This is a genomic window from Pseudomonas sp. AM4(2022) (assembly GCF_036346515.1).
Lineage (GTDB): Bacteria > Pseudomonadota > Gammaproteobacteria > Pseudomonadales > Pseudomonadaceae > Aquipseudomonas > Aquipseudomonas paracarnis.
Map to the genome: position 1 here is coordinate 109,294 of NZ_JAOTNW010000011.1, position 23,124 is coordinate 132,417.

At 61.3% G+C, this 23,124-nt stretch carries 16 protein-coding genes; 10 read left to right on the forward strand and 6 right to left on the reverse strand.

Going from position 1 to position 23,124, the window contains the following annotated elements; genetic code table 11:
- Positions 1-25 precede the first annotated feature (25 nt).
- From ODQ19_RS16870 to ODQ19_RS16880, 3 genes are read right to left on the reverse strand one after another with little or no spacing between them, the layout of a single operon-like run.
- A complete protein-coding gene (locus ODQ19_RS16870; RefSeq protein WP_116665403.1) occupies positions 26-844 on the reverse strand; it encodes a M23 family metallopeptidase in 819 nt (272 codons plus the stop codon).
- Between the two features lie 3 nt (positions 845-847).
- Positions 848-2,227 (reverse strand): exodeoxyribonuclease VII large subunit, encoded by a 1,380-nt coding sequence (gene xseA, locus ODQ19_RS16875; protein ID WP_005791160.1) that lies wholly within the window; start codon positions 2,225-2,227, stop codon positions 848-850.
- Positions 2,228-2,237: 10 nt separating this feature from the next.
- The gene (locus tag ODQ19_RS16880) at positions 2,238-3,128 is read right to left on the reverse strand and encodes a LysR family transcriptional regulator (protein WP_330210683.1); all 891 of its coding nucleotides are present in this window, start codon (positions 3,126-3,128) and stop codon (positions 2,238-2,240) included.
- A gap of 99 nt (positions 3,129-3,227) precedes the next feature.
- Here ODQ19_RS16880 and ODQ19_RS16885 point away from each other — a divergent pair, with 99 nt between their 5' ends.
- The 4 genes from ODQ19_RS16885 (at position 3,228) to guaA (ending at position 7,932) form a co-directional block, all read left to right on the forward strand.
- Positions 3,228-3,995 (forward strand): sulfite exporter TauE/SafE family protein, encoded by a 768-nt coding sequence (locus ODQ19_RS16885; protein ID WP_330210684.1) that lies wholly within the window; start codon positions 3,228-3,230, stop codon positions 3,993-3,995.
- A gap of 155 nt (positions 3,996-4,150) precedes the next feature.
- Entirely contained in the window at positions 4,151-4,699 is a 549-nt protein-coding gene (locus tag ODQ19_RS16890; protein ID WP_058422675.1) for a hypothetical protein, read from the forward strand.
- A 104-nt stretch (positions 4,700-4,803) separates the two neighbouring features.
- Complete coding sequence (gene guaB / locus ODQ19_RS16895) at positions 4,804-6,273, forward strand: IMP dehydrogenase (protein WP_014719807.1); 1,470 nt, start codon at positions 4,804-4,806, stop codon at positions 6,271-6,273.
- An 81-nt stretch (positions 6,274-6,354) separates the two neighbouring features.
- The gene (gene guaA, locus ODQ19_RS16900; RefSeq protein WP_005791155.1) at positions 6,355-7,932 is read left to right on the forward strand and encodes a glutamine-hydrolyzing GMP synthase; all 1,578 of its coding nucleotides are present in this window, start codon (positions 6,355-6,357) and stop codon (positions 7,930-7,932) included.
- Between the two features lie 79 nt (positions 7,933-8,011).
- Here guaA and ODQ19_RS16905 read toward each other — a convergent pair whose 3' ends face one another.
- Both ODQ19_RS16905 and treR read right to left on the reverse strand, forming a co-directional pair.
- Positions 8,012-8,782, reverse strand: a complete 771-nt coding sequence (locus ODQ19_RS16905) for an APH(3')-II family aminoglycoside O-phosphotransferase (protein ID WP_330210685.1) — start codon at positions 8,780-8,782, stop codon at positions 8,012-8,014.
- Between the two features lie 13 nt (positions 8,783-8,795).
- The gene (gene treR / locus ODQ19_RS16910; protein WP_330210686.1) at positions 8,796-9,500 is read right to left on the reverse strand and encodes a trehalose operon repressor; all 705 of its coding nucleotides are present in this window, start codon (positions 9,498-9,500) and stop codon (positions 8,796-8,798) included.
- 237 nt (positions 9,501-9,737) lie between these two features.
- Between treR and treP the strand changes: the two genes are divergently transcribed.
- The 5 genes from treP (at position 9,738) to ODQ19_RS16935 (ending at position 17,355) form a co-directional block, all read left to right on the forward strand.
- Positions 9,738-11,180 carry a PTS system trehalose-specific EIIBC component gene (gene treP / locus ODQ19_RS16915; protein WP_330210687.1) on the forward strand — a complete coding sequence of 481 codons (1,443 nt, stop codon included), beginning with the start codon at positions 9,738-9,740 and terminating at the stop codon, positions 11,178-11,180.
- A 119-nt stretch (positions 11,181-11,299) separates the two neighbouring features.
- The gene (treC, locus tag ODQ19_RS16920) at positions 11,300-12,946 is read left to right on the forward strand and encodes an alpha,alpha-phosphotrehalase (RefSeq protein ID WP_330210688.1); all 1,647 of its coding nucleotides are present in this window, start codon (positions 11,300-11,302) and stop codon (positions 12,944-12,946) included.
- Positions 12,947-13,111: 165 nt separating this feature from the next.
- On the forward strand, positions 13,112-14,332 hold the full coding sequence (locus tag ODQ19_RS16925; RefSeq protein ID WP_330210689.1) for a maltoporin: 1,221 nt from the start codon (positions 13,112-13,114) through the stop codon (positions 14,330-14,332).
- A 207-nt stretch (positions 14,333-14,539) separates the two neighbouring features.
- Positions 14,540-17,074 (forward strand): phosphoenolpyruvate--protein phosphotransferase, encoded by a 2,535-nt coding sequence (ptsP, locus tag ODQ19_RS16930; protein ID WP_330210690.1) that lies wholly within the window; start codon positions 14,540-14,542, stop codon positions 17,072-17,074.
- Positions 17,075-17,076: 2 nt separating this feature from the next.
- Positions 17,077-17,355, forward strand: a complete 279-nt coding sequence (locus ODQ19_RS16935; RefSeq protein ID WP_330210691.1) for a PTS glucose transporter subunit IIB — start codon at positions 17,077-17,079, stop codon at positions 17,353-17,355.
- Between the two features lie 125 nt (positions 17,356-17,480).
- On the opposite strand, the gene mltF is transcribed toward ODQ19_RS16935, so the two are convergent.
- The gene (gene mltF, locus ODQ19_RS16940; RefSeq protein WP_330210692.1) at positions 17,481-18,941 is read right to left on the reverse strand and encodes a membrane-bound lytic murein transglycosylase MltF; all 1,461 of its coding nucleotides are present in this window, start codon (positions 18,939-18,941) and stop codon (positions 17,481-17,483) included.
- Positions 18,942-19,227: 286 nt separating this feature from the next.
- On the opposite strand from mltF, the gene purL reads away from it, so the two are divergent.
- Positions 19,228-23,124 carry a phosphoribosylformylglycinamidine synthase gene (gene purL / locus ODQ19_RS16945; protein ID WP_116665417.1) on the forward strand — a complete coding sequence of 1,299 codons (3,897 nt, stop codon included), beginning with the start codon at positions 19,228-19,230 and terminating at the stop codon, positions 23,122-23,124.

Consider the following 23,124-nt stretch of genomic DNA (forward strand, 5'->3'; position numbering starts at 1 on the left):
CCGGGGGCAGGGCATTGGACAGCGCTCAGGGCTGAAAAGCGCCGATAAAGATCGCCGGATCTACACGTGCATCGTTCAGGCTGATATTCCAATGCATATGCGGCCCGGTCGCACGGCCCGTCGAGCCGACCTTGCCCACTACTGCGCCGCGCTTCAGTTGCTGGCCCACCTTCACGTCAATCTTCGACATATGGCAGAACATGCTGATAAAGCCTTGGCCATGATCGACGAACACCGTGTTGCCATTGAAGAAGTAATTGCCAACCAGAATCACCTTGCCGTTCGCGGGCGTCTTGATCGGCGTACCGGCCGGCACGGCGAAGTCGAGGCCCGAATGCGGGTTGCGCTCTTCACCGTTGAAGAAGCGCCGCACCCCGAACTTGCTCGACAACGGGCCGTTCACCGGTTTGTCCAGCACCAGGTTGCTCGGCAGGGTGGGGCTGAAACTGCGGTAAGCCTTGAGCTGTACTGCCAACTCGCCTTCGATGCGCTTGAGCTGGGCCGGGTCAGGGTTGACCTGGCTTTTATTTTTCAGCGTGATGCGCTGTTCCGGGTACTTCTTGTAACCGACGATAAACGGCAAATTGCGCCCGCCGCTGCTGATGCGCTCGTTTCCGGGCTTGACCGTCAACGGGATACCGACGATGGCTAGCCAGTTGTCCTGTTCTTTGACCACCAGCACCGGTTTGCCTTGGTAAGTGGCTTTGGGCGCCGTGGCGGCCGGTCCCAGTTCGACCACGGCCACACCACCGGGCACCGGTTTGTTCAAGGTGCGGGTGATATAGCTGTCCGCGTAGGTATTCATGGACAGGCACAGCAGCAACAAACTCAGTAGACGTGGCATCAATCAATCCAGTAGCGAAAGGGTGACGGGGGTCAGGTGATTGTCTTCCACCCGCACTTGCAGTTGACCTTCACCCAGGCGCGCGGTCAGGCGCTGGCCGGTATGGGTTTGTGCAGCATTGCGAATCGCCTGGCCGCGTTCGTCCAGCAGGATGCTGTAGCCACGGCCCAGGGTCGCCAGCGGGCTGACCACCTGCAACGTCTGCACCTGGCTTTGCAGTTGCAGGCGTCGTGCCTTGAGACCTTCGCGCATGGCTCGGGGCAGGCGTTCGGCGAGGCTGTCCAGGCGCTGGCGCAGCAGCGCCAATTGGCGGCCTGGATGCTGGCCGGCGAGGCGGGTCTCCAGGCGAATCAAGCGCTCGCGACGGGTATTGAGGCTGCGCTCGAAGGCGCGGCGCATACGCATGTCCAGGTCATCCAGGCGCTGGGCCTGCTGGCGCAAACGCTCGCCCGGGTGACGCAGGCGCCGGGCCATGCCTTCCAGGCGCAGGCGGCTGTGGCTCAGGCGGTTGCGCATCAGCATCACCAGGCGCCGATGCAGGTTGTCTACCTGGCGCACCAGATGGCTGGCGTCCGGTGCCAGCAGCTCCGCGGCGGCGGAGGGCGTCGGAGCGCGCACGTCTGCCACGAAGTCGCTGATCGACACATCGGTTTCATGGCCGACGGCGCTGACGATGGGCGTGACGCAGGCGTCCACCGCTCGGGCCACGGCTTCTTCATTGAAGCACCAGAGATCTTCCAGTGAGCCGCCGCCACGGGCCAGGATCAGCGCGTCGAAGCCGCGGGCATCGGCGAGTTTAAGCGCCCGCACGATCTGCGGGATCGCCTCGCGGCCCTGGACAGCGGTCGGGATCAGTGTCAGTTCAATGTTCGGCGCCCGGCGGCGGAACACACTGATGATGTCGCGAATTACCGCGCCGGTCGGCGAACTGATGATGCCGATACGCCGTGGGTGCGCGGGCAGCGGCACCTTGCGCTCGGCGCTGAACAGGCCTTCGGCGCTGAGCTTTTCCTTCAAGGCATCGAAGGCCAGGCGCAGCGCGCCATCGCCGGCAGGTTCCACGGTGTCGAGGATCAGTTGATAGTCGCCACGCCCCTCGAACAGCGAGACCTTGCCACGCACTTTGACCGCCAGGCCGTCCTTCAACGCCTGGCGCACGCGTGCAGCGTTGTTGCGAAACAGCGCGCAACGCACCTGGGCCCCGCTGTCCTTGAGGGTGAAATACACATGGCCGGAAGCCGGGCGGGCGAGGTTGGAGATCTCGCCTTCTACCCAGATATTGGTGAACACGTCTTCCAGCAACACCCGCGCGCGGCCGTTGAGCTGGCTGACAGTCAGGACTTCGCGGTCCAGGCCCAAGCGGGCAAAAGGATCTTTAATCATGGGCGGCAGTTTATAGGCATTCGTGCAGGGTTTGACAGAATTGCTCCACCAGCGCGTTTGGCGCTTGCGCACAGGCCAGGGCTACGGTGCTGTGGCAGTCTGGGTCGGCCAGGGGCAGAAAGTGCACGTCGGGCGGGGCGATGTCCTGCATGGATTTTGGTAACAAGGCAATACCGAAACCGGCCTGGATCAATTGTAACTGCGTGGTCTTGCGCGACATCACCCGCGCCGCCTTGGGGAAAAATCCTGCACGCATGCACAATTCGGCCGACAGATAACTCAGCCCGCCGCGTTGGGGATGGGGGATCGAGATAAACGCTTGGTCCTTTAGCTGCGCCAACTCCACAGGCGCGTGGCTGCGTGCCAACGGATGATTCGGCGGCACCGCAAGCATCAACGGCTCCGTGTACAACGGCAGCACACGCACGCCGTCGCGCTGGCGCAGTACGGGCAAGCGCAGCAGGCCGACGTCCAGGCGACCCTCGGCGATGTCCTCCAACTGGGCTTCGGAGGAGAGCTTGGCGATATCCACCGATACTTCAGGGCAGCGCTCTAGCCAGGTGCTGATGCCGTGCAATAACGCGCCGCTCATCGGCACTGTGCTCGAGTGACTCAGGCGCAGCGTGCCAAGCTGGCCATTGCCTACTAGGGTCGCCACTTCGCTGGCCTTGAGCAACTCACTCAACAAATTGCGCGCCCGTGGGTAGAACGCTTCACCGGCCGCTGTGAGCCGCGGTTGGCGTGCGGTGCGTTCGAACAATGGGGTTTGCAGTTGATTTTCCAGTTCCTTGATCTGCCGGCTCAAGGCCGACTGCGCCACAAACAGGCGTTCGGCCGCGGCACTGAAGCTGCCGCGCTCGGCGATTTCGACGAAGTAACGCAGTTGCCGCGTGGAGATCACGAGTCATGCCTTTTTGAGATGAGTGGCTAGCTTTGAAGATATTAGTCGCAACAGTCGACAATGGCTAAAGTGAAGGCCATGTCCAACAAGGAATAACCCATGAGCCTGGTTGAGTTGATGAGTCAGTGGTCGTTCGGGGCTGTGGATTGGCTGGTGATCGGCCTGGGTGTGGTGCTGGCCTATGTGGTGTTTGGCATTGCCGGGTTCGGCACGGCGCTGGTGGCGGGGCCGGTCCTGATTCTATTCATGCCGCTGTCGAAGATCATCCCGTTGCTGGTGCTTCTGGACTTTGTCGCGGCGTTTGGCGGCCTGCTGCAAACGCGGCGCGATGTGAACAAGCCAGAACTGTTGCGGTTGCTGCCCTGCATGGCCATCGGCTGCACCCTGGGCGTGGTGTTTTTGCTCAACCTGCATTCGGACCTGTTGCTGCTGTTGATGGGTCTGTTTATCAGCGCCTACGCGATTTACAGCCTGGCGGTGAAGGCACGGCCGACTCAGCTGGCAGCGGGCTGGTCGATTCCCATGGGCACTGTTGGGGGGCTGTTTGGGGCGCTATTCGGCAGTGGCGGCTTTTTATATGCGATTTACCTGAACAGCCGTTTGCCCAAGGACGCGGCGCGGGCCACGCAAAGCGCGCTGATCAGTTGCAGTACGGTCGTGCGCTTGAGTCTGTTCCTGATTGCCGGGGTGTATGCAGATTTGCCGTTATTGATGTTGGCGGTTTGCCTGTTGCCGGCGATGGCCTTGGGGCTGTGGTGTGGGCGCAGGCTGACGATGCGGCTGTCCCGTGAGGCGTTTGTGCGGTTGGTGACCTGGTTGGTATTGGCCAGTGGTATTGCGTTGATCGGGCGGTATGTGAGTACTTGACCTGATTTTTTCAGGGATTAAGCTGCCAGCCTTCAGGGCCTCTTCGCGAGCAAGCCCGCTCCCACAGTTGACCGCATTTAATCCAGCAGGATCGCGGTCGAATGTGGGAGCGGGCTTGCTCGCGAAGGCGTCAGACGGCACACCGCAGGACTCCCATGAATTCCCAAAGCATCCTTGTCCCGAAAATCTCCACCTTGCCCGTCCACGAACCCCGTGCCCGGGCGATTGTGCGCTGGCTGGTGCGCAAGAACATCATCAAGGAAGAGCTCACCACTTGCGGGCGTACCGGCAACCGCATGGCCTACGCCCTGGCCGATGGTGCCCGCGCGGTGGTGCTGCACCCTGAAGCGCTGCCGTTCAACGAGCCGGTCAATGGCCTGGAAATCATCTACAAGCGTTGCATCTACACGCCGGCCAAGGGGTTCCTTGAAGAAGCCGGCTGCCCGGAGTGCCTGAAGGAAGTTGGCGAGGCGCTGTTCGAAAGCCTGGAAGACTGGATGCCTGGTCACACCGACAACTTCACCTGCCCGCTGTGTGGGCATGAAGATGACATTAACGGCTTTCTGTTCCTGCAGGAATGCGGGTTTTCCAACCTGGGGTTCATCTTCAACAACTGGGCGGAGGCGGGGTTCAAGCAGAGCTTTATCGACGAATTTGCCGATTGGTTGGACCAGAAAATGAGCTGGGTCAAAGTCGAGCTTTAATCCATCTATCAGTATTACCAAGTTTGTCAGAGTTTTACATTGAGCCCGGCAGGGTGCATGTATATAATGGCGCGCTTCCATTTTCCCGCTCGGGAGCCCCCGCGATGCTGCGTATCAGCCAAGAAGCTCTGACATTCGACGACATTCTCCTAGTGCCCGGTTATTCCGAGGTGCTTCCTAACGAAGTCAGTCTCAAGACCCGCCTAACCCGTGGCATCGAGCTGAATATTCCCCTGGTTTCCGCTGCCATGGACACCGTCACCGAAGCCCGTCTGGCCATTGCCATGGCTCAGGAAGGCGGCATCGGCATCATCCACAAGAACATGACCATCGAGCAGCAAGCTGCCGAAGTGCGCAAGGTCAAGCGTTACGAAGCCGGTGTGGTGAAAGATCCGATCACCATCGAAGCCGACGCCACCGTGCGTGACCTGTTCGAACTCACTCGTATGCACAACATCTCCGGCGTCCCGGTGCTGCACGATGGCGACCTGGTCGGCATCGTCACTTCCCGTGACGTGCGTTTCGAGAACCGCCTTGAAGTCACCGTCCGCGAAGTGATGACGCCTAAAGAGCGCCTCGTCACCGTCAAGGAAGGCGCCGACAAGAACGATGTGCGCGAGCTGCTGCACAAGCACCGCATCGAGCGCGTGCTGATCGTCGACGACAAATTTGCCCTCAAAGGCATGATGACCGTCAACGACATCGAAAAAGCCAAGGCTTACCCGCTGGCCAGCAAGGATGACCAAGGTCGTCTGCGTGTGGGCGCGGCAGTCGGCACCGGTAAAGACACTGGTGATCGCGTTTCGGCGCTGGTCGCTGCCGGTGTTGACGTGGTGGTGGTCGACACCGCCCACGGCCACTCCAAAGGCGTGATCGACCGCGTGCGTTGGGTCAAGCAGAACTTCCCTGACGTGCAGGTGATCGGCGGCAACATCGCCACCGGCGCTGCCGCCAAGGCCCTGGCCGAAGCTGGCGCCGATGCGGTCAAGGTCGGTATCGGCCCAGGCTCCATCTGCACCACGCGTATCGTCGCCGGTGTGGGCGTGCCGCAGATCAGCGCCATCGCCAACGTCGCCGCTGCCCTTGAAGGCACTGGCGTACCGTTGATCGCCGACGGTGGCATCCGTTTCTCTGGTGACCTGTCCAAGGCCATCGTAGCCGGTGCCTCCTGCGTGATGATGGGCTCGATGTTCGCCGGTACCGAAGAAGCGCCAGGCGAGATCGAACTGTTCCAGGGCCGTTCGTACAAGGCTTACCGTGGCATGGGTTCGCTGGGCGCCATGTCCCAGGCGCAAGGTTCTTCCGATCGTTACTTCCAGGACTCCTCGGCAGGCGCCGAGAAGCTCGTACCGGAAGGTATCGAAGGCCGTGTGCCGTACAAAGGCACCCTGAGCGCGATCATCCATCAACTGATGGGCGGCCTGCGTTCCTCGATGGGCTACACCGGCAGCGCCGACATCGAAGAAATGCGCACCAAGCCAGAGTTCGTACGGATCACCGGCGCCGGCATGGCTGAATCCCATGTCCACGACGTGCAGATCACCAAGGAAGCGCCAAACTACCGTGTAGGTTGAGCCTTCCAGCAAAACGTTAAGTAACCGGGGCTGTTCTTTCAGCCCCGAGTTGTTTCTGATTCATTAGACGAGACTGACTTCATGGCCCTCGACATTCACGCCCATCGCATCCTGATCCTCGATTTCGGTTCCCAGTACACCCAACTGATCGCCCGCCGCGTGCGTGAAATCGGCGTGTACTGCGAACTGCACCCGTTCGACATGGACGACGCAGCGATCCGCGAATTCGCCCCTAAAGGCGTCATCCTCGCCGGTGGCCCCGAGTCCGTGCACGAAGCCAACAGCCCGCGTTGCCCACAAGCGGTATTCGACCTGGGCGTGCCGGTGTTCGGCATCTGCTACGGCATGCAGACCATGGCCGAGCAACTGGGCGGCAAGGTTGAAGGCTCCGAACTGCGTGAATTCGGTTATGCCCGTGTCGACGTGGTTGGCAAGAGCCGCCTGCTGGACGGCATCGAAGACCACATCGACGCCGACGGCCTGTTCGGCCTCGACGTCTGGATGAGCCACGGTGACAAGGTCACCAAGATGCCAGAAGACTTCCACATCCTGGCCAGCACCCCAAGCTGCCCGATCGCCGGCATGTTCAGCGACGAGCGCCGCTACTACGGCGTGCAGTTCCACCCGGAAGTGACCCACACCAAGCAAGGCGGGCGCATCCTGTCGCGTTTCATCCTCGACATCTGCGAGTGTGAGGCCCTGTGGACCCCGTCGAAAATAGCTGAAGACGCCATCGCCCAGGTGCGCGCCCAGGTCGGCACCGACAACGTGCTGCTCGGTCTGTCCGGCGGCGTTGACTCCTCGGTTGTGGCTGCCTTGCTGCACAAGGCTATCGGCGACCAGCTGACTTGCGTATTCGTCGACAACGGCCTGCTGCGCCTGCACGAAGGCGAGCAAGTGATGGCCATGTTCGCCGAGAACATGGGCGTCAAGGTGATCCGCGCCAATGCTGAGGAACAGTTCCTCAACAACCTGGCCGGCGAGTCCGACCCGGAGAAGAAGCGCAAGATCATCGGCCGCACCTTCATCGACGTCTTCGATGCCCAGTCCAACAAACTGGACAACATCAAATACCTCGCCCAGGGCACCATCTACCCCGACGTGATCGAGTCGGCCGGCGCGAAAAGCGGCAAGGCCCACGTGATCAAGTCCCACCACAACGTGGGTGGCTTGCCTGAGGAAATGAACCTCAAGCTGGTAGAACCGCTGCGCGAGCTGTTCAAGGACGAAGTCCGCCGTCTGGGCCTGGAACTGGGCCTGCCGTACGACATGGTCTACCGTCACCCATTCCCAGGCCCGGGCCTGGGCGTGCGGATCCTCGGTGAAGTGAAGAAGGAATACGCCGACCTGCTGCGTCGCGCCGACCACATCTTCATTGAAGAACTGCGCAAGGCCGACTGGTACCACAAGGTCAGCCAGGCGTTCGTGGTGTTCCAGCCGGTGAAATCGGTAGGCGTGGTCGGCGATGGCCGCCGTTACGCGTGGGTCGTGGCCCTGCGTGCCGTAGAGACCATCGACTTCATGACCGCACGTTGGGCTCACCTGCCTTACGAACTGCTGGAAACCGTCAGCGGGCGGATCATCAATGAGATCGAAGGTATTTCGCGCGTGACTTATGACGTGTCGAGCAAGCCGCCGGCGACGATTGAGTGGGAGTGAGCCTGCACTGGCAGGTGAACGCTGAATAACAAAACCCCGGCCTGGTGCCGGGGTTTTGTATTTCAGGCTGTAGGCTGAATCAGAAAAACTCATCCAGCAGACAATAGAACTTCATACGCTGCTCATCGGGCTCAACACCATAAACCTCAAAAAAGGGTTTCACCCATGCCTGCCCCAGGTTGCGTTCAATACTTCGCGCAGCCAGGGCAAGGTCTTGATAACGGTCACTGACCCCCAGGCGTCCACAGTCGATAAAACCGCTGAAGTGACCGTCTGCCGCCATGAAGTTCGGCAGGCAGGCGTCGCCGTGGGTCACTACCAGATCATGAGTGCTTGGCTGAGTCGCCACCAGTTCAGCAAATACATCCTCAGCGCTTTGGCCTAGTCGTTCGTCGTCGAAGTCCGTCTCGTCCACCAGGCCGGCGCTGACGTGCTCCTGTGCACGTGCGATGCGCCGCTCAAGGGCGTGATCGAAGGGGCAGAGGGTGACGGGTAGCTGGTGCAGGGTGCGTAGCGCTGTTGCCAGGATGTTGATGATTTGCTCGGCGCAAAGCTCGTGGGCGCTGGCCAAGTCCCGTCCCGGTAGGGTGGTCATCAGCAACCAATGGCGATGGCTTTCTGTGACTTCATCCACCACAGCAGGCGCAGGCAGATTCATTTGCCGCAGCCACCGCAGTCGATCGATTTCGTCTGCAAGCTCACCCAGTTCCTCGAGGGGCTCGGACTTCAGGAACAGATCTGTACCGTCGTCCTGGCGCAGACGAAAGACGTCGGCGCGCGATTCGCCAATGGCCTGTTGTTCAATGAGCGCACAGGGGAATTGTTCACGCCATTTGTGTGGAATATTCATCGTTGTGTCCAGCTCAGCGTCGCGCAATATCCGAAAAGTAAAACTTATCCAGCGTATGCCGCGACTCGGTGTACTCGAACTGCCTCCCGTCCTGCAAAAACGTCTGGTTACTCACCACGATCACATGGCTTTGCCCATCAAGGTCCAGGTGCGCCTGGTCGTCTTTGCTGCGCGGCAGGGCTTCGATGGTGCGCTGCGCATAGCTGATTTGCAGCTGCAACGTCTGTTCGATAAACGCGTAGATCGACTGTTCGGCGATCTCTCGATCCAGGCCGGGGATCAGGTCAGCGACGAAGTGGTTGATGTCGAGGATCACCCGTTTGCCGCCGATGCGCCGCACCCGTTTGACGCGGGTGATCAGCGTGCCGGGTTCGGCCTCGATGTGTTGCAGCAGTGAGCCCTCCAGCGGGAGCTGAGTGAATTCGACCACTTCGGTGCGTACGTCATCGCCCAGGTCGGCGTGGGTCTCGTGGAAGCTGACGATGCCGCCCAGTTGGAACTCGATCGGGTTGGGCGACAACACAAAGGTGCCCTTGCCGTGGATCTTTTGCGCAAAGCCACGTTCCTGCAACTGCTCGATGGCGCGCCGCACGGTGCCACGGCTGGCCTGGTAGGCGTCCATCAGTTCGGTTTCGGAGGGAAGGCGCGTACCGCGTTGCAGGCGTTCAGTGGTGATGCTGGCAAGCAGATCCGTATAGATCTGGTTGTATTTGCTCATGGGATGGCTCTGTGCCTGGCTTGCATTCAAGGCAGGAACCTTAGTGGCAGAGGTGGGGTTTGTCCATTGGGCACCCGTGCAGCCCGGGGAAAAATCTGACGGGCAGTTCGCAATAATAAACAAAAGTGTAACTCGTACAGACGAGTTGTTGATTTAACTCGTACAGACGAGTACTTTTCCCCTCGGCGCGCTGCCAATGACTGCCACCCATAAAAACAATCACAGTGGAAAACGATCATGAGCCACGACTATTCGACTATCGCCCGCGAGATTCTCGAGCACCTCGGGGGCAGCGACAATCTTGAGCAAGCCGCCCATTGCGTAACCCGCCTGCGCCTGGCGCTCAAAGACCCGAACCTGGTCAACAGCAGTGCGCTGAACCAGGTCGATCTGGTCAAGGGCTCGTTCTTTACCGGCGGCCTGTTCCAGGTGGTCATCGGCCCCGGCGAAGTGGAAAGGGTCTACGCCGCCCTGCGCGAACAGACCGGCCTTGCCGCCGCCACCATTGCCGACGTCAAGAAGAAGGGCGCCGACAAGACCAACGCCATGCAGCGTCTGGTGCGGGTGTTCTCCGATGTGTTCATGCCGATCCTGCCCGCGCTGATCATTGCTGGCCTGTTGATGGGTGTGAACAACCTGATGGGCGCCAAGGGCATGTTCATCGAAGGCAAGACGCTGCTGGAGGCCTACCCGAACCTGGATGGTCTGTGGAGCCTGATCAACCTGATGGCCAACACCTCCTTCGTGTTCCTGCCGGCACTGGTGGGCTGGTCGGCGGCCAAGCGGTTCGGCGGCAGTGAAATCCTTGGCATCGTGCTGGGCCTGATGCTGGTACACCCGGACCTGCTCAACGCCTGGAACTACGGCAAGGCGGTCGCCGGCCTCGACGGCCAGAGTCTGCCGTACTTCGATATCTTCGGCTGGTTCCAGATCGAGAAGGTGGGTTACCAGGGGCAGATCCTGCCGATCCTGATGGCCGCCTTTGTCATGAGCGTGATCGAGAAATGGCTGCGGGCGCGGGTGCCGAATGCCATTCAACTGCTGGTGGTGCCGATCACCACCATCGTCGTCACTGGCGTGCTGGCCCTGGCGATCATCGGCCCGGTGACCCGTCACCTTGGCATCCTGATCACCGAAGGCCTGGTGACCCTGTTCGAGATCGCCCCGATGATTGGCGGCGCGATTTTCGGCCTGCTCTATGCACCGCTGGTGATCACCGGCATGCACCACATGTTCCTGGCGGTCGACCTGCAGCTTATCTCCACCCAGGGCGGCACCTTTATCTGGCCGATGATCGTCATGTCCAACCTGGCCCAAGGCAGCGCCGCCCTCGGGGTGTTCTACATGACCCGCAATGCGCGGGACAAAAGCATGGCCTCGACCTCGGCCATTTCCGCTTACTTCGGCATCACTGAGCCGGCGATGTTCGGGGTGAACCTGCGTTTCAAATTCCCGTTCTATGCCGCGCTGCTGGGCTCGGCGCTGGGCAGCATTTTCCTGTCGTTGAACAAGGTGCAGGCCTCGGCCATCGGCGTCGGTGGGCTGCCCGGGTTTATCTCGATCGTGCCGAGCGCCATTCCGATGTTCGTGATTGGCATGGTCGTGGCGATGGTCGTGCCGTTTGCGCTGACGTGCATGTTGAGCATGAAGATCGTTCGGCCTGGGTATCGGGTCGCCTGATCGACCGCCTTCGCGAGCAAGCCCGCTCCCACAGGTTGGAATGCATTTCAAATGTGGGAGCGGGCTTGCTCGCGAAGAGGCCCTGAAGGTCAGTCCAAAATTAACTGAAGGAACCCACCATGCAAACCTGGCAACACTCGGTGATCTACCAGATCTACCCCAAAAGCTTCCACAGCCACGCGGGTAACGCCACCGGTGACCTGCTGGGCATCGTGGACAAACTCGACTACCTCAAGTGGCTGGGCGTGGATTGCCTGTGGGTCACGCCGTTCCTGCGCTCGCCCCAGCGCGACAACGGCTACGACATCAGCGACTACTACGCCATCGACCCCAGCTACGGCACCATGGCAGATTGCGACCTGCTGATCAGCGAAGCCGCCAAGCGTGGTATCAAGCTGATGCTCGACATCGTGGTCAACCACACCTCCATCGAGCACGAATGGTTCCAGCAGGCGCGCAGCAGCCTCGACAATCCCTATCGTGACTTCTACATCTGGCGCGACCAGCCGAACAACTGGGAATCCAAGTTCGGCGGTTCGGCCTGGGAGTACGAAGCGCAGACTGGCCAGTACTACCTGCATCTGTTCGACCATACACAGGCCGACCTCAATTGGGACAACCCCCAGGTGCGCGCCGAAGTGTTCAAGATGATGCGCTTCTGGCGCGACAAAGGCGTGGGTGGGTTCCGCCTGGATGTGATCAACCTGATCTCCAAGCCCGCCGACTTCCCCGAGGACAACAGCGACGGCCGCCGCTTCTACACCGACGGCCCGAACGTGCACCAATACCTTCAGCAAATGCACCGCGAAGTCTTCGAAGGCCATGACCTGATCAACGTTGGCGAGATGTCGTCCACCAGCCTGGAGCACTGCATCCGCTATTCGCGGCCGGAGTCGAAAGAGCTGTCGATGACCTTCAACTTTCATCACCTCAAAGTCGATTACCCCAACCTGCAAAAGTGGGTGAAAGCCGACTTCGATTTCCTGCAACTCAAGCAGATTTTCTCTGACTGGCAAATGGGTATGCAGGCTGGTGGCGGTTGGAACGCGCTGTTCTGGTGTAACCACGACCAGCCACGGGTGGTCTCGCGTTTTGGTGACGACGGTGAACACCGCGTGATCTCGGCCAAGATGCTCGCCACGGCGCTGCACTTTCTCCAGGGCACGCCATATGTGTACCAGGGCGAAGAGTTGGGCATGACCAATCCGGGCTTCGACACAATCTCGCAATACCGCGACGTGGAGACGCTGAATATCTTCCGGCTCAAGCGCGATGCGGGAGAGTCGGAGGCGTCGAGCATGGCGGCGATCATGCAGAAGTCCCGCGACAACGGCCGTACGCCGATGCAATGGAACAGCCAGGCCAATGCCGGTTTCAGCCGTGGCGAGCCATGGATTGGCATCCCGGCTAACGCCGCACATATCAACGTCGAAAGCCAGTTGGAGGACCCGGACTCGGTGCTGCATCACTACCGCGCCTTGATTGCCCTGCGACGCCGCGAACCGCTGATCCAGGAGGGTGTTTACCGGCAACTGCTGCAAGACCATCGCCAGGTCTGGGCGTACCTGCGCGAAGGCCATGGCGAGCGCCTGCTGGTGCTCAACAACTTCTACGGCACGCCTTGTGAAATCCAACTGCCCGAAGGCGTGATCAACGCTGCAAACGAGCAACGCCTGCTGATCAGCAACTACCCCGATTGCCCGCTGCGCACGAGCACGGTGGTGCTACGCCCCTATGAATCCTTCGTGCTGCACCTGACGGGTTGAAATGCCCCTGTAGGAGCGAGCTTGCTCGCGAAGATCGTCAACGATAACGCGCCCCTCCAGGTGTTGCGTGGAGGCTGCAAGTTCTTCGCGAGCAGGCTCGCTCCTACAGGTGATCGCGTCACGCAAGACAGTAAGAAAAAACAATAAAAATAAAAGGAGCGCTTCATGAAAACAACAATAAAGCTGGGCCTTATAGCGTCGTGCCTCACGGTGTCTTTTGGCGCGCAGGCCCTGGAATTTGCCGGGTATTTGCGCAGCGGTGTGGGCACGTCAACGGGCAGCGGCAAGCAGCAATGTTTCCAACTGCCGGGTGCACAAACCAAATACCGCCTGGGTAACGAATGCGAGCAGTACGCCGAGCTGGAACTGCGTCAGGATTTGCTGACCTTCGACGACGGTTCGGTGCTCAGCGTCGATGCCATGGCTTCCCTCTACAACAAGTACGACCGCGCCCTGAAGTTCCAGGGCGAAAACAATGGCTCGGCGCGCATGCCACAGATGTATGCGCAATGGTCCAACCTGCCCAGTCTCAATGGCGGTTCGCTGTGGGCCGGGCGGCGTTACTACAAACGTAACGACATCCATATTTCCGACTTCTACTACTGGAACCAGAGCGCCACCGGTGGTGGGATCGAGGACGTGCTGATTGGCGGTTTGAAATACAGCTACGCCCTGTCGCGCAAGGACAACCTGTACCAGAAGGAATACGCCACCCGTCACGACTTCAACGTCGCAGGTTTCAAGACCAACCCCGGTGGCGAACTGGAACTTGGCTTGAGCTACATCGCCAAGGCCGGTGGGCGTGACACCAACAGCGGCTGGGCGCTGACGGCGCAGCATGTACAAGCGGCCTTCCTCGGCGGCAAGAACAAGTTTGCGCTGCAGTACGGCGAAGGCCCCGGCACCGGCCTGGGTTACACCGGCAATACCACGTTGGACAAAAGCAGCAAAAGTTACCGCGCCGTGGAGTTCTTTGATTGGCAGGTGACACCGCGTTTCGGTGGGCAAGTCGAGGCGGTGTACCAGAAAGATGTACGCCCTGGGCGTCAGGATCAGAACTGGATGTCCCTGGGTGTGCGCCCGGCGTATGCGCTCAGCGAGCAATTCAAACTGGTCACTGAGCTGGGGCACGATCAGGTCGAGGCCACCGGCGGTACGCGCAAATTGAGCAAATTTACCTTCGCCCCGACCTGGTCGCCCAAAGGCCCTGAGTTCTGGGCGCGGCCGGAAGTACGGTTGTATTACACCTATGCGTCCTGGAACAAAGCGGCCAAGCGTGCGGCCAATGAGCTGGCGGCGGGCTCGGCGTTGTCCGACACCGGCGCCTATGGCACGGCGCGGCATGGGTCGAACGTCGGTGTGCAGGTCGAATATTGGTGGAAGTAATCCGGGCTCGTGTGTGCGGGCTTACTGTGGCGAGCAAGCTTGCTTGCGCTGGGGTGCGAAGCGCCCCCAAACGCCTGCGACTGCTGCGCAGTCGAGCGGGAGCAAGCTCCCTCGCCACAGCAAGCCCGCTCCCACCTTTGATCTTCGTCATCCCTAACCTTGCAACGACTCAATGATTTTTAAAGAACAACACAAACAGGTGAAGTCATGACCACATCTCAACCCCTGGAACTGCTGGCACCCTTGTCCGGGGTTTTGCTGGCGCTGGATCAGGTCCCCGACCCGGTATTTTCCGGCCGCGTGATTGGCGATGGCCTGTGCATCGACCCCACCTCGCAGACCCTCTGCGCGCCGTTGGCCGGGGTGATCAGCAACATTCAGGACAGCGGCCACGCCGTCAGCGTCACCGCCGATAGCGGTGTGCAGGTGCTGCTGCATATTGGCCTGGACACCGTGAACCTGGCGGGCCAGGGCTTCACCCGGTTGGTCAAGGAGGGCCAGCGGGTGGAGGCCGGGCAGCCGCTGATCGAGTTCGATGCCGACTATGTGGCGCTCAATGCACGCAGCCTGCTGACCTTGATGCTCATTGTGAGCGGCGAGCCGTTTGTGCCGATGGTGGCCGATCAGGCGCTGGTCGAGTCCGGCCAGCCACTGTTGCAGGTTTCACCGGGGCAGATGCCCACAGAGGTGGACGAGGAGGAGGGCAATGCGCTGTTTTCCAAGCCAGTGACACTGCCCAATGCCAGCGGCCTGCACGCCCGCCCTGCGGCGGTGTTTGCCCAGGCGGCGAAGGGGTTCAGTTCCAGCATTTTCCTGCACAAGCAAACCCTGAGCGCGAATGCCAAGTCGCTTGTGGCGATCATGGCGCTGCAAACCTCCCAGGGCGACAGCGTGCAAGTGAGCGCGGCGGGGGAAGATGCCGAGGCGGCGATCCACGCGCTGGTGGCGTTGTTGCTCGACGGCTGTGGCGAGACGCTGCCGGTAGCGGTCGAGACAATCAACAAGCCCGCCACGCCTGCGTCTTCGGCGTCCGTGTTGCGAGGCGTCTGTGCGTCGCCGGGCTCGGCGTTCGGCCAGGTGGTCCAAGTGGCTGAACCGACGCTCGAAATTCCCGAAGCCGGTGCGGGAGAAACCTTCGAACGTACCGCATTGGCCCGTGGCCTGCGGGCGGCAAACGAGGCGCTGCAAGCGTTGCAGGCCAAGGCGGCCGGCAGCGCCCAGGCCGAGATCTTCCGCGCCCACCAGGAACTGCTTGAAGACCCGACCCTGCTTGAACAAGCCCATAGCCTGCTGGCCGAAGGCAAGAGCGCCGCCTTTGCCTGGAACACGGCCACGGTGGCGACCGCCAGACTCTTCGAGGGCTTGGGTAAAACGTTGCTGGCTGAGCGTGCGGCGGATTTGGCCGACGTCGGCCAGCGCGTGCTCAAGTTGATCCTGGGAGTTCCAGAGCGGTCCATGGAGCTGCCGGAGTGCGCCATCCTGGTCGCTGAACAACTGACCCCCTCACAAACCGCCGGCCTGGATACCAGCAAAGTGCTGGGCTTCGTCACGGTCGCCGGTGGTGCTACCAGCCACGTGGCCATCCTCGCCCGGGCCCTCGGCCTGCCATCCCTTTGCGGTGTACCCAGCCAAGTATTGGCCTTGGCCAACGGCAAACGGGTACTGCTCAATGCCGACAAAGGCGAGCTGCAGCTGGAGCCGAACCTGGCTGAAATCGAGCAACTGCAGGCGGTTCGACAACAGCAAAAGCTGCGGCTGCAGCGTGAAGTGGCACAGGCCTCACAGGCGGCGGTCACCCGCGATGGTCACCACGTCGAGGTCACAGCTAACGTCGCCTCATTGCAGGAAGTGCAACAGTCACTGACTCTGGGCGGTGAAGGCGTGGGCCTGCTGCGTTCGGAGTTCCTCTACCTGGAGCGCAACCGTGCGCCGAGCGCAGAGGAGCAGGCCGACACCTACAGCGCCATCGCCCGCGCCCTCGGCACTGAGCGCAATCTGGTGGTGCGTACTCTGGATGTGGGCGGCGATAAACCCTTGGCCTATGTGCCGATGGAAAGCGAGACCAACCCATTCCTTGGCCTACGCGGGATCCGCCTGTGCCTGGAACGCCCCGAACTGTTGCGTGAACAGTTGCGTGCGATTCTTGCCAGTGCAGGCTTGGCGCGGCTGCATATCATGTTGCCGATGGTCAGCCTGCTGTCGGAACTGCATCTGGCGCGCAAAATGCTCGAAGAGGAAGCGCAGGCGCTTGGCCTGAGCGAACTACCCAAACTGGGCATCATGATCGAAGTGCCGAGCGCGGCGTTGATGGCGGATGTGTTTGCGCCCCATGTGGATTTCTTCTCCATCGGCACCAACGACCTCACCCAATACACCCTGGCCATGGACCGCGACCACCCGCGCCTGGCCAGCCAGGCCGACAGTTTTCACCCGGCCGTCCTGCGCCTGATCGACATCACCGTCAAGGCGGCCCATGCCCACGGCAAGTGGGTAGGCGTATGTGGTGCGCTGGCGTCCGAAACCCTGGCGGTGCCGGTATTGATCGGCCTGGGCGTGGATGAGCTGTCGGTCAGCGTGCCGCTGATCCCCACCATCAAGGCCACCGTGCGCGATCTGGACCTGCACGACTGCCAGATCATTGCCCGCCAGGTGCTGGGCCTGGAAGAAGCCGACCAAGTGCGCGAGGCCCTGCGCCTGTACCACGCGGCCACCGTTGAAACCTCACCTGTCGTGGAGCACTGAGCATGTTCGAGAAATTGCAGCGGGCGCTCTGGAAAGCCCTGACGCCTGATTTGGTGGCGGAGACGGTCGCGCCGACGACCCCGAGCCTGTTGTCGGCCGATGTGGTGAGTGCATTGGGCGGGGAGGGGAACGTCACGTCACAGCAGCGCGTGGCACTCACGCGGGTGCGCGTGCAATTGAAGGAGGCGGGGCGTTTGGATGAGTCGGCGTTGAAGGCAGCGGGTATACCGGCAGTGATGGTGTTGACGGGTGGGGTGGTCCATCTGCTCACCAGCCTCTAAGCCAAGTAAAGATCCAAATGTGGGAGCGGGCTTGCTCGCGAAAGCGGTGTGTCAGTCAGCACATGTATTGACTGATCCACCGCCTTCGCGAGCAAGCCCGCTCCCACATGAGGTATGTGGTGTTTTTATAACTGTGGGGTGTCTTGTGGCGGCTTGGTCTTGTCCACGCCCGGCACATGCAGATTGCCTTCCACCACCTGGTTACCCTCCAGCTGCGGCTGGGTCACCCAGGTGAGGATGTCGTAGTAACGCCGGATGTTCGCCACAAAATGCACCGGCTCTCCGCCGCGGGCATAGCCGTAGCGGGTCTTGCTGTACCACTGCTTCTGCGACAGGCGTGGCAGCATCTTCTTCACGTCCAGCCACTTGTTCGGGTTCAGGCCTTCTTTCTTCGCCAGGATGCGTGCGTCGTCCAGGTGGCCGGTGCCCACGTTATAGGCAGCGAGGGCGAACCAGGTGCGGTCGGGCTCGGCGATCTTGTCGTCCAGCTCATCCTTGATCCGGGCCAGGTACTTGGCGCCGCCCATGATGCTCTGCTTGGGGTCCAGGCGGTTGGACACGCCCATGGCTTGCGCGGTGTTCTGGGTCAGCATCATCAGGCCGCGCACACCGGTCTTGGACGTGACCGTGGGTTGCCACAGCGATTCCTGATAACCAATGGCTGCCAATAACCGCCAATCGACTTTCTCGGCCTTGGCATAGGCGCGAAAGTGCTTCTCGTACTTAGGCAAGCGTTGCTGCAGGTGCTGGGCAAAGGTGTAGGCGCCGACATAGCCGAGTACATCGACGTGCCCGTAGTAGCGGTCCTTCAGGCGTTGCAAGGTGCCATTCTTCTCGACCTTGTCCAGGTAACTGTTGATCTCGTTGAGCAGGCTGTTGTCTTCACCTGCCGCCACCGCCCAGCTCTGGTTGCTGGCATTACCGAGGTCGAAGGCCACGCGCACGTTGGGGAAGTACACCTGGTTCATGGCCACTTCGTTGGAGTCCACCAGGGTCAGGTCGATTTGCCCTTCGTCGACCATGCGCAGCAAGTCCACCACCTCAACGGCGTCGGATTCTTCGTATTCAATCGCCGGGTTCTGTTTTTTCAGCGCCGCCAGTTGCTCGGCGTGGGTGCTGCCCTTGAGCACCATGATCTTCTTGCCCACCAGGTCGGCGGCGTTGGTGGGGCGCGATTGGCCGTTGCGGTAGATGATCTGCGGGGTGACTTCAAGGTACGGGTGGGAGAAGCGCACCTGCTGCTGGCGCTGGTCGCTGCTCACCAGGCCGGCGGCGGCGAGTACCGGGCCATTGGGTTTGCCCAGCCGGCTGAACAGGTCGTCGAGGTTGTCGGCCGTCTCGATTTCCAGCTTCACCCCCAGGTCGTCGGCAAAGCGCTTGACCAGTTCGTATTCGAAGCCGGTTTCACCGTTGCGATCCTGGAAATACGTAGCGGGACTGTTGCGAGTGACCACCCGCAATACGCCATCCTCCTTGATTCGCTCCAGTGTGCTGGGTTTATCAACACAGGCACTGAGCATCAGGAAGAGCAGGGTGGCGATGAGCCATTTGGCGCATCGCAGGCGCGAAACAGTTGGGAAGAACATCTGCGCAGTATACGCAAACGGCTCACGGCGCCATATCTCGACAGCGGCGCACTTGTCTGCTAGCCAGCGTAAAACTGTGCTGCAGCCCGCAGAAACGGGGCTTGGCGACCGTTTGTGACGGTTAAAATAACTGCGCCCAGTGCCCTGGAGAGTGCTGTGATCGCAGGCAAAGCGTGCCAACTGACGTTCGGCGGCGGCCACCGGTAGCGTTTCGGGTGCCGTTGGCGAAGGTTTACGCTAGAATGCACGGCCTCAAAGCACACCCCTTCCCGAGGCTGTCCCGAAGATGTTGATCCTGCGCGGCGCTCCTGCCCTTTCTGCCTTTCGCCACAGCAAACTCCTTGAGCAACTGAGCCAGAAGGTTCCAGCTGTTACAGGCCTGTACGCTGAATTTGCTCACTTCGCCGACGTTACCGGCGTCTTGACCGCCGACGAACAGCAAGTGCTGGCACGCCTTCTGAAGTACGGCCCAAGCGTTCCCGTTCAAGAGCCGACTGGCCGCTTGTTCCTGGTACTGCCACGGTTCGGCACCATCTCGCCCTGGTCGAGCAAGGCCAGCGACATCGCCCGCAACTGCGGCCTGGATAAAATCCAGCGCCTGGAACGTGGGATTGCCTTCTACGTCGCCGGGCAGTTCAGCGACGCCGAGGCCGAGCTGATCGCCAGCAGCCTGCACGACCGCATGACCCAGATCATCGTCAGCCAGCTGGAACAGGCTGCCGGCCTGTTCAGCCATGCCGAACCCAAGCCGCTCACCGCCATTGACGTGCTGGGCGGTGGCCGCGCCGCCCTCGAGAAGGCCAACACCGAGCTGGGCCTGGCCCTGGCCGAGGACGAAATCGACTACCTGGTCAACGCCTTCAACGGCTTGAAGCGCAACCCCCACGACATCGAACTGATGATGTTCGCCCAGGCCAACTCCGAGCATTGCCGTCACAAGATCTTCAACGCCAGTTGGGACATCGACGGCCAAAGCCAAGAGAAAAGCCTGTTCGGCATGATCAAGAACACCTACGTGATGCACAGCGAAGGCGTTCTGTCGGCTTATAAGGACAACGCCTCGGTGATCGTCGGCTCCGTCGCCGGCCGTTTCTTCCCCGACCCTGAAACCCGCCAGTACGGCGCGGTGCAGGAGCCGGTGCACATCCTGATGAAGGTTGAAACCCACAACCACCCGACCGCGATTGCCCCGTTCCCGGGCGCAGCCACCGGGTCTGGCGGCGAAATCCGTGACGAAGGCGCCACCGGCCGTGGTGCCAAGCCCAAGGCGGGCCTCACCGGTTTCACCGTGTCCAACCTGCAGATCCCAGGCTTTGAACAGCCGTGGGAAGTGCCGTACGGCAAACCTGAGCGCATCGTCACCGCGCTGGACATCATGATCGAAGGCCCGCTGGGCGGCGCCGCGTTCAACAACGAATTCGGGCGCCCGGCGCTCACCGGTTACTTCCGGACCTTCGAGCAGTCCATCACCACCCCGCGTGGCGATGAAGTGCGCGGCTACCACAAGCCGATCATGTTGGCTGGCGGCATGGGCAACATCCGTGAAGAACACGTCAAGAAAGGCGAGATTCTGGTTGGCTCCAAGCTGATCGTGCTCGGCGGCCCGGCGATGCTGATCGGCCTGGGCGGCGGCGCGGCCTCTTCCATGGCCACCGGCACCAGCTCGGCCGACCTGGACTTTGCTTCTGTACAGCGCGAAAACCCTGAGATGGAGCGCCGCTGCCAGGAAGTCATCGACCGTTGCTGGCAGTTGGGTGACAAGAACCCGATCAGCTTCATCCACGACGTCGGTGCCGGCGGTTTGTCCAACGCCTTCCCGGAACTGGTCAACGATGGCGAGCGTGGTGGCCGCTTCGAGCTGCGCAACATTCCAAACGACGAGCCGGGCATGGCCCCGCACGAAATCTGGAGTAACGAATCCCAGGAACGCTACGTACTGGCCGTTGGCCCTGAAGACTTCGCGCGCTTCCAGGCCATCTGCGAACGCGAGCGTTGCCCGTTTGCCGTGGTCGGCGAAGCCACTGCCGAGCCGCAACTGACAGTCACCGACAGCCACTTCGGTAACAGCCCCGTGGACATGCCGTTGGAAGTGCTGCTGGGCAAGGCCCCGCGCATGCACCGTTCGGCCAACCGTGAAGCCGAGCTGGGCGATGACTTCGACCCAAGCACGCTGGACCTGGCCAACAGCATCGAACGCGTGCTGCACCACCCGGCCGTGGCGAGCAAAAGCTTTTTGATCACTATCGGCGACCGCACCATCACAGGCTTGGTTGCCCGTGACCAAATGGTCGGTCCATGGCAAGTGCCGGTGGCTGACGTTGCTGTCACCGCCACCAGCTTTGACGTGTACACCGGTGAAGCCATGGCCATGGGCGAGCGTACGCCGCTGGCCCTGCTGGACGCTCCGGCGTCGGGCCGCATGGCCATTGGTGAAACCCTCACCAACATTGCGGCCTCGCGTATCGGCAAGCTGTCCGACATCAAACTGTCGGCCAACTGGATGTCCGCTGCCGGTCACCCGGGTGAAGATGCACGCCTGTACGACACGGTCAAAGCCGTCGGTATGGAGCTGTGCCCGGAGCTGGGTATCACCATTCCGGTGGGCAAGGACTCCATGTCCATGGCCACCCGTTGGAACGAAGACGGCACCGACAAGAGCGTCACGTCGCCGCTGTCGTTGATCGTCACCGGCTTTGCGCCAGTCACCGACATCCGCCAGACCCTGACCCCGCAACTGCGCATGGACAAGGGCACCACCGACCTGATCCTGATCGACCTGGGCCGTGGCCAGAACCGCATGGGCGCCTCGATCCTGGCGCAAACCCATGGCAAGCTCGGCAAGCAGGCCCCGGACGTCGATGACGCCGAAGACCTCAAAGCCTTCTTCGCCGTGATCCAGGGCCTGAATGCCGACGGCCACCTGCTGGCGTACCACGACCGTTCCGACGGTGGTTTGCTGACCAGCGTTGTCGAAATGGCCTTCGCCGGTCACTGCGGCCTGAACATCGTGCTGGACAGCGTTGCCGAGGATGCTGCCGAAATCAACGGCATCCTGTTCAACGAAGAGTTGGGTGCGGTGATCCAGGTGCGCCAGGACGCTACCCCAGACGTGCTCGCGCAGTTCAGCGCCGCTGGCCTGGCCGAGTGCGTGGCGGTGATTGGCCAGCCGATCAACAACGGCGAAGTCAATATCTCGTTCAATGGCGACACGGTCTTTACCGGTCAACGCCGTCTGCTGCAACGCCAGTGGGCCGAGACCAGCTACCAGATCCAGCGCCTGCGTGATAACGCCGACTGCGCCGAGCAGGAATTCGACGTGATCCTGGAAGAAGACAACCCGGGCCTGAGCACCATGCTCAGCTTCGACGTCAACCAGGACATCGCCGCGCCTTACATCAAGAAGGGCATTCGTCCACAGGTTGCCGTACTGCGTGAGCAGGGCGTCAACGGTCAGGTGGAAATGGCGGCCGCGTTCGACCGCGCCGGCTTCAATGCGATCGACGTGCACATGAGCGACATCCTCGCCGGTCGCGTTGACCTCAACGAGTTCAAGGGCCTGGTGGCCTGCGGTGGTTTCTCCTACGGCGACGTGCTGGGTGCCGGTGAAGGCTGGGCCAAGTCGGCCCTGTTCAACAGCCGTGCCCGCGATGCGTTCCAGGGCTTCTTCGAGCGCAACGACAGCTTCACCCTGGGTGTGTGCAACGGTTGCCAGATGATGTCCAACCTCAGCGAACTGATCCCGGGCAGCGAGTTCTGGCCGCACTTTGTGCGCAACCGTTCCGAGCAGTTCGAAGCCCGTGTTGCCATGGTGCAGGTGCAGGAGTCCAACTCGATCTTCCTGCAAGGCATGGCCGGTTCGCGTATGCCAATCGCCATCGCCCACGGTGAAGGCCATGCCGAATTCAGCAGCGAAGAAGCGCTGCTTGAAGCCGACCTGTCCGGCACCATTGCCCTGCGCTTTGTCGATAACCACGGCAAGGTCACCGAAAGCTACCCGGCCAACCCGAACGGCTCGCCGCGCGGGATTACCGGCCTTACCAGCCGCGACGGCCGCGTGACCATCATGATGCCGCACCCGGAGCGCGTATTCCGCGCCGTGCAGAACTCGTGGCGTCCGGAAGAGTGGAACGAAGACGGCGCCTGGATGCGCATGTTCCGCAACGCCCGTGTGTGGGTGAACTAA

Coding starts and splice junctions, on each gene's coding strand:
- ptsP (WP_330210690.1), top strand. CDS start 14,540: ATGACCACATCTCAACCCCTGGAACTGCTGGCACCCTTGTCCGGGGTT.
- ODQ19_RS16885 (WP_330210684.1), top strand. CDS start 3,228: ATGAGCCTGGTTGAGTTGATGAGTCAGTGGTCGTTCGGGGCTGTGGAT.
- treP (WP_330210687.1), top strand. CDS start 9,738: ATGAGCCACGACTATTCGACTATCGCCCGCGAGATTCTCGAGCACCTC.
- ODQ19_RS16925 (WP_330210689.1), top strand. CDS start 13,112: ATGAAAACAACAATAAAGCTGGGCCTTATAGCGTCGTGCCTCACGGTG.
- mltF (WP_330210692.1), bottom strand. CDS start 18,941: ATGTTCTTCCCAACTGTTTCGCGCCTGCGATGCGCCAAATGGCTCATC.
- treR (WP_330210686.1), bottom strand. CDS start 9,500: ATGAGCAAATACAACCAGATCTATACGGATCTGCTTGCCAGCATCACC.
- ODQ19_RS16890 (WP_058422675.1), top strand. CDS start 4,151: ATGAATTCCCAAAGCATCCTTGTCCCGAAAATCTCCACCTTGCCCGTC.
- ODQ19_RS16870 (WP_116665403.1), bottom strand. CDS start 844: ATGCCACGTCTACTGAGTTTGTTGCTGCTGTGCCTGTCCATGAATACC.
- guaA (WP_005791155.1), top strand. CDS start 6,355: ATGGCCCTCGACATTCACGCCCATCGCATCCTGATCCTCGATTTCGGT.
- guaB (WP_014719807.1), top strand. CDS start 4,804: ATGCTGCGTATCAGCCAAGAAGCTCTGACATTCGACGACATTCTCCTA.
- ODQ19_RS16905 (WP_330210685.1), bottom strand. CDS start 8,782: ATGAATATTCCACACAAATGGCGTGAACAATTCCCCTGTGCGCTCATT.
- treC (WP_330210688.1), top strand. CDS start 11,300: ATGCAAACCTGGCAACACTCGGTGATCTACCAGATCTACCCCAAAAGC.
- xseA (WP_005791160.1), bottom strand. CDS start 2,227: ATGATTAAAGATCCTTTTGCCCGCTTGGGCCTGGACCGCGAAGTCCTG.
- purL (WP_116665417.1), top strand. CDS start 19,228: ATGTTGATCCTGCGCGGCGCTCCTGCCCTTTCTGCCTTTCGCCACAGC.
- ODQ19_RS16935 (WP_330210691.1), top strand. CDS start 17,077: ATGTTCGAGAAATTGCAGCGGGCGCTCTGGAAAGCCCTGACGCCTGAT.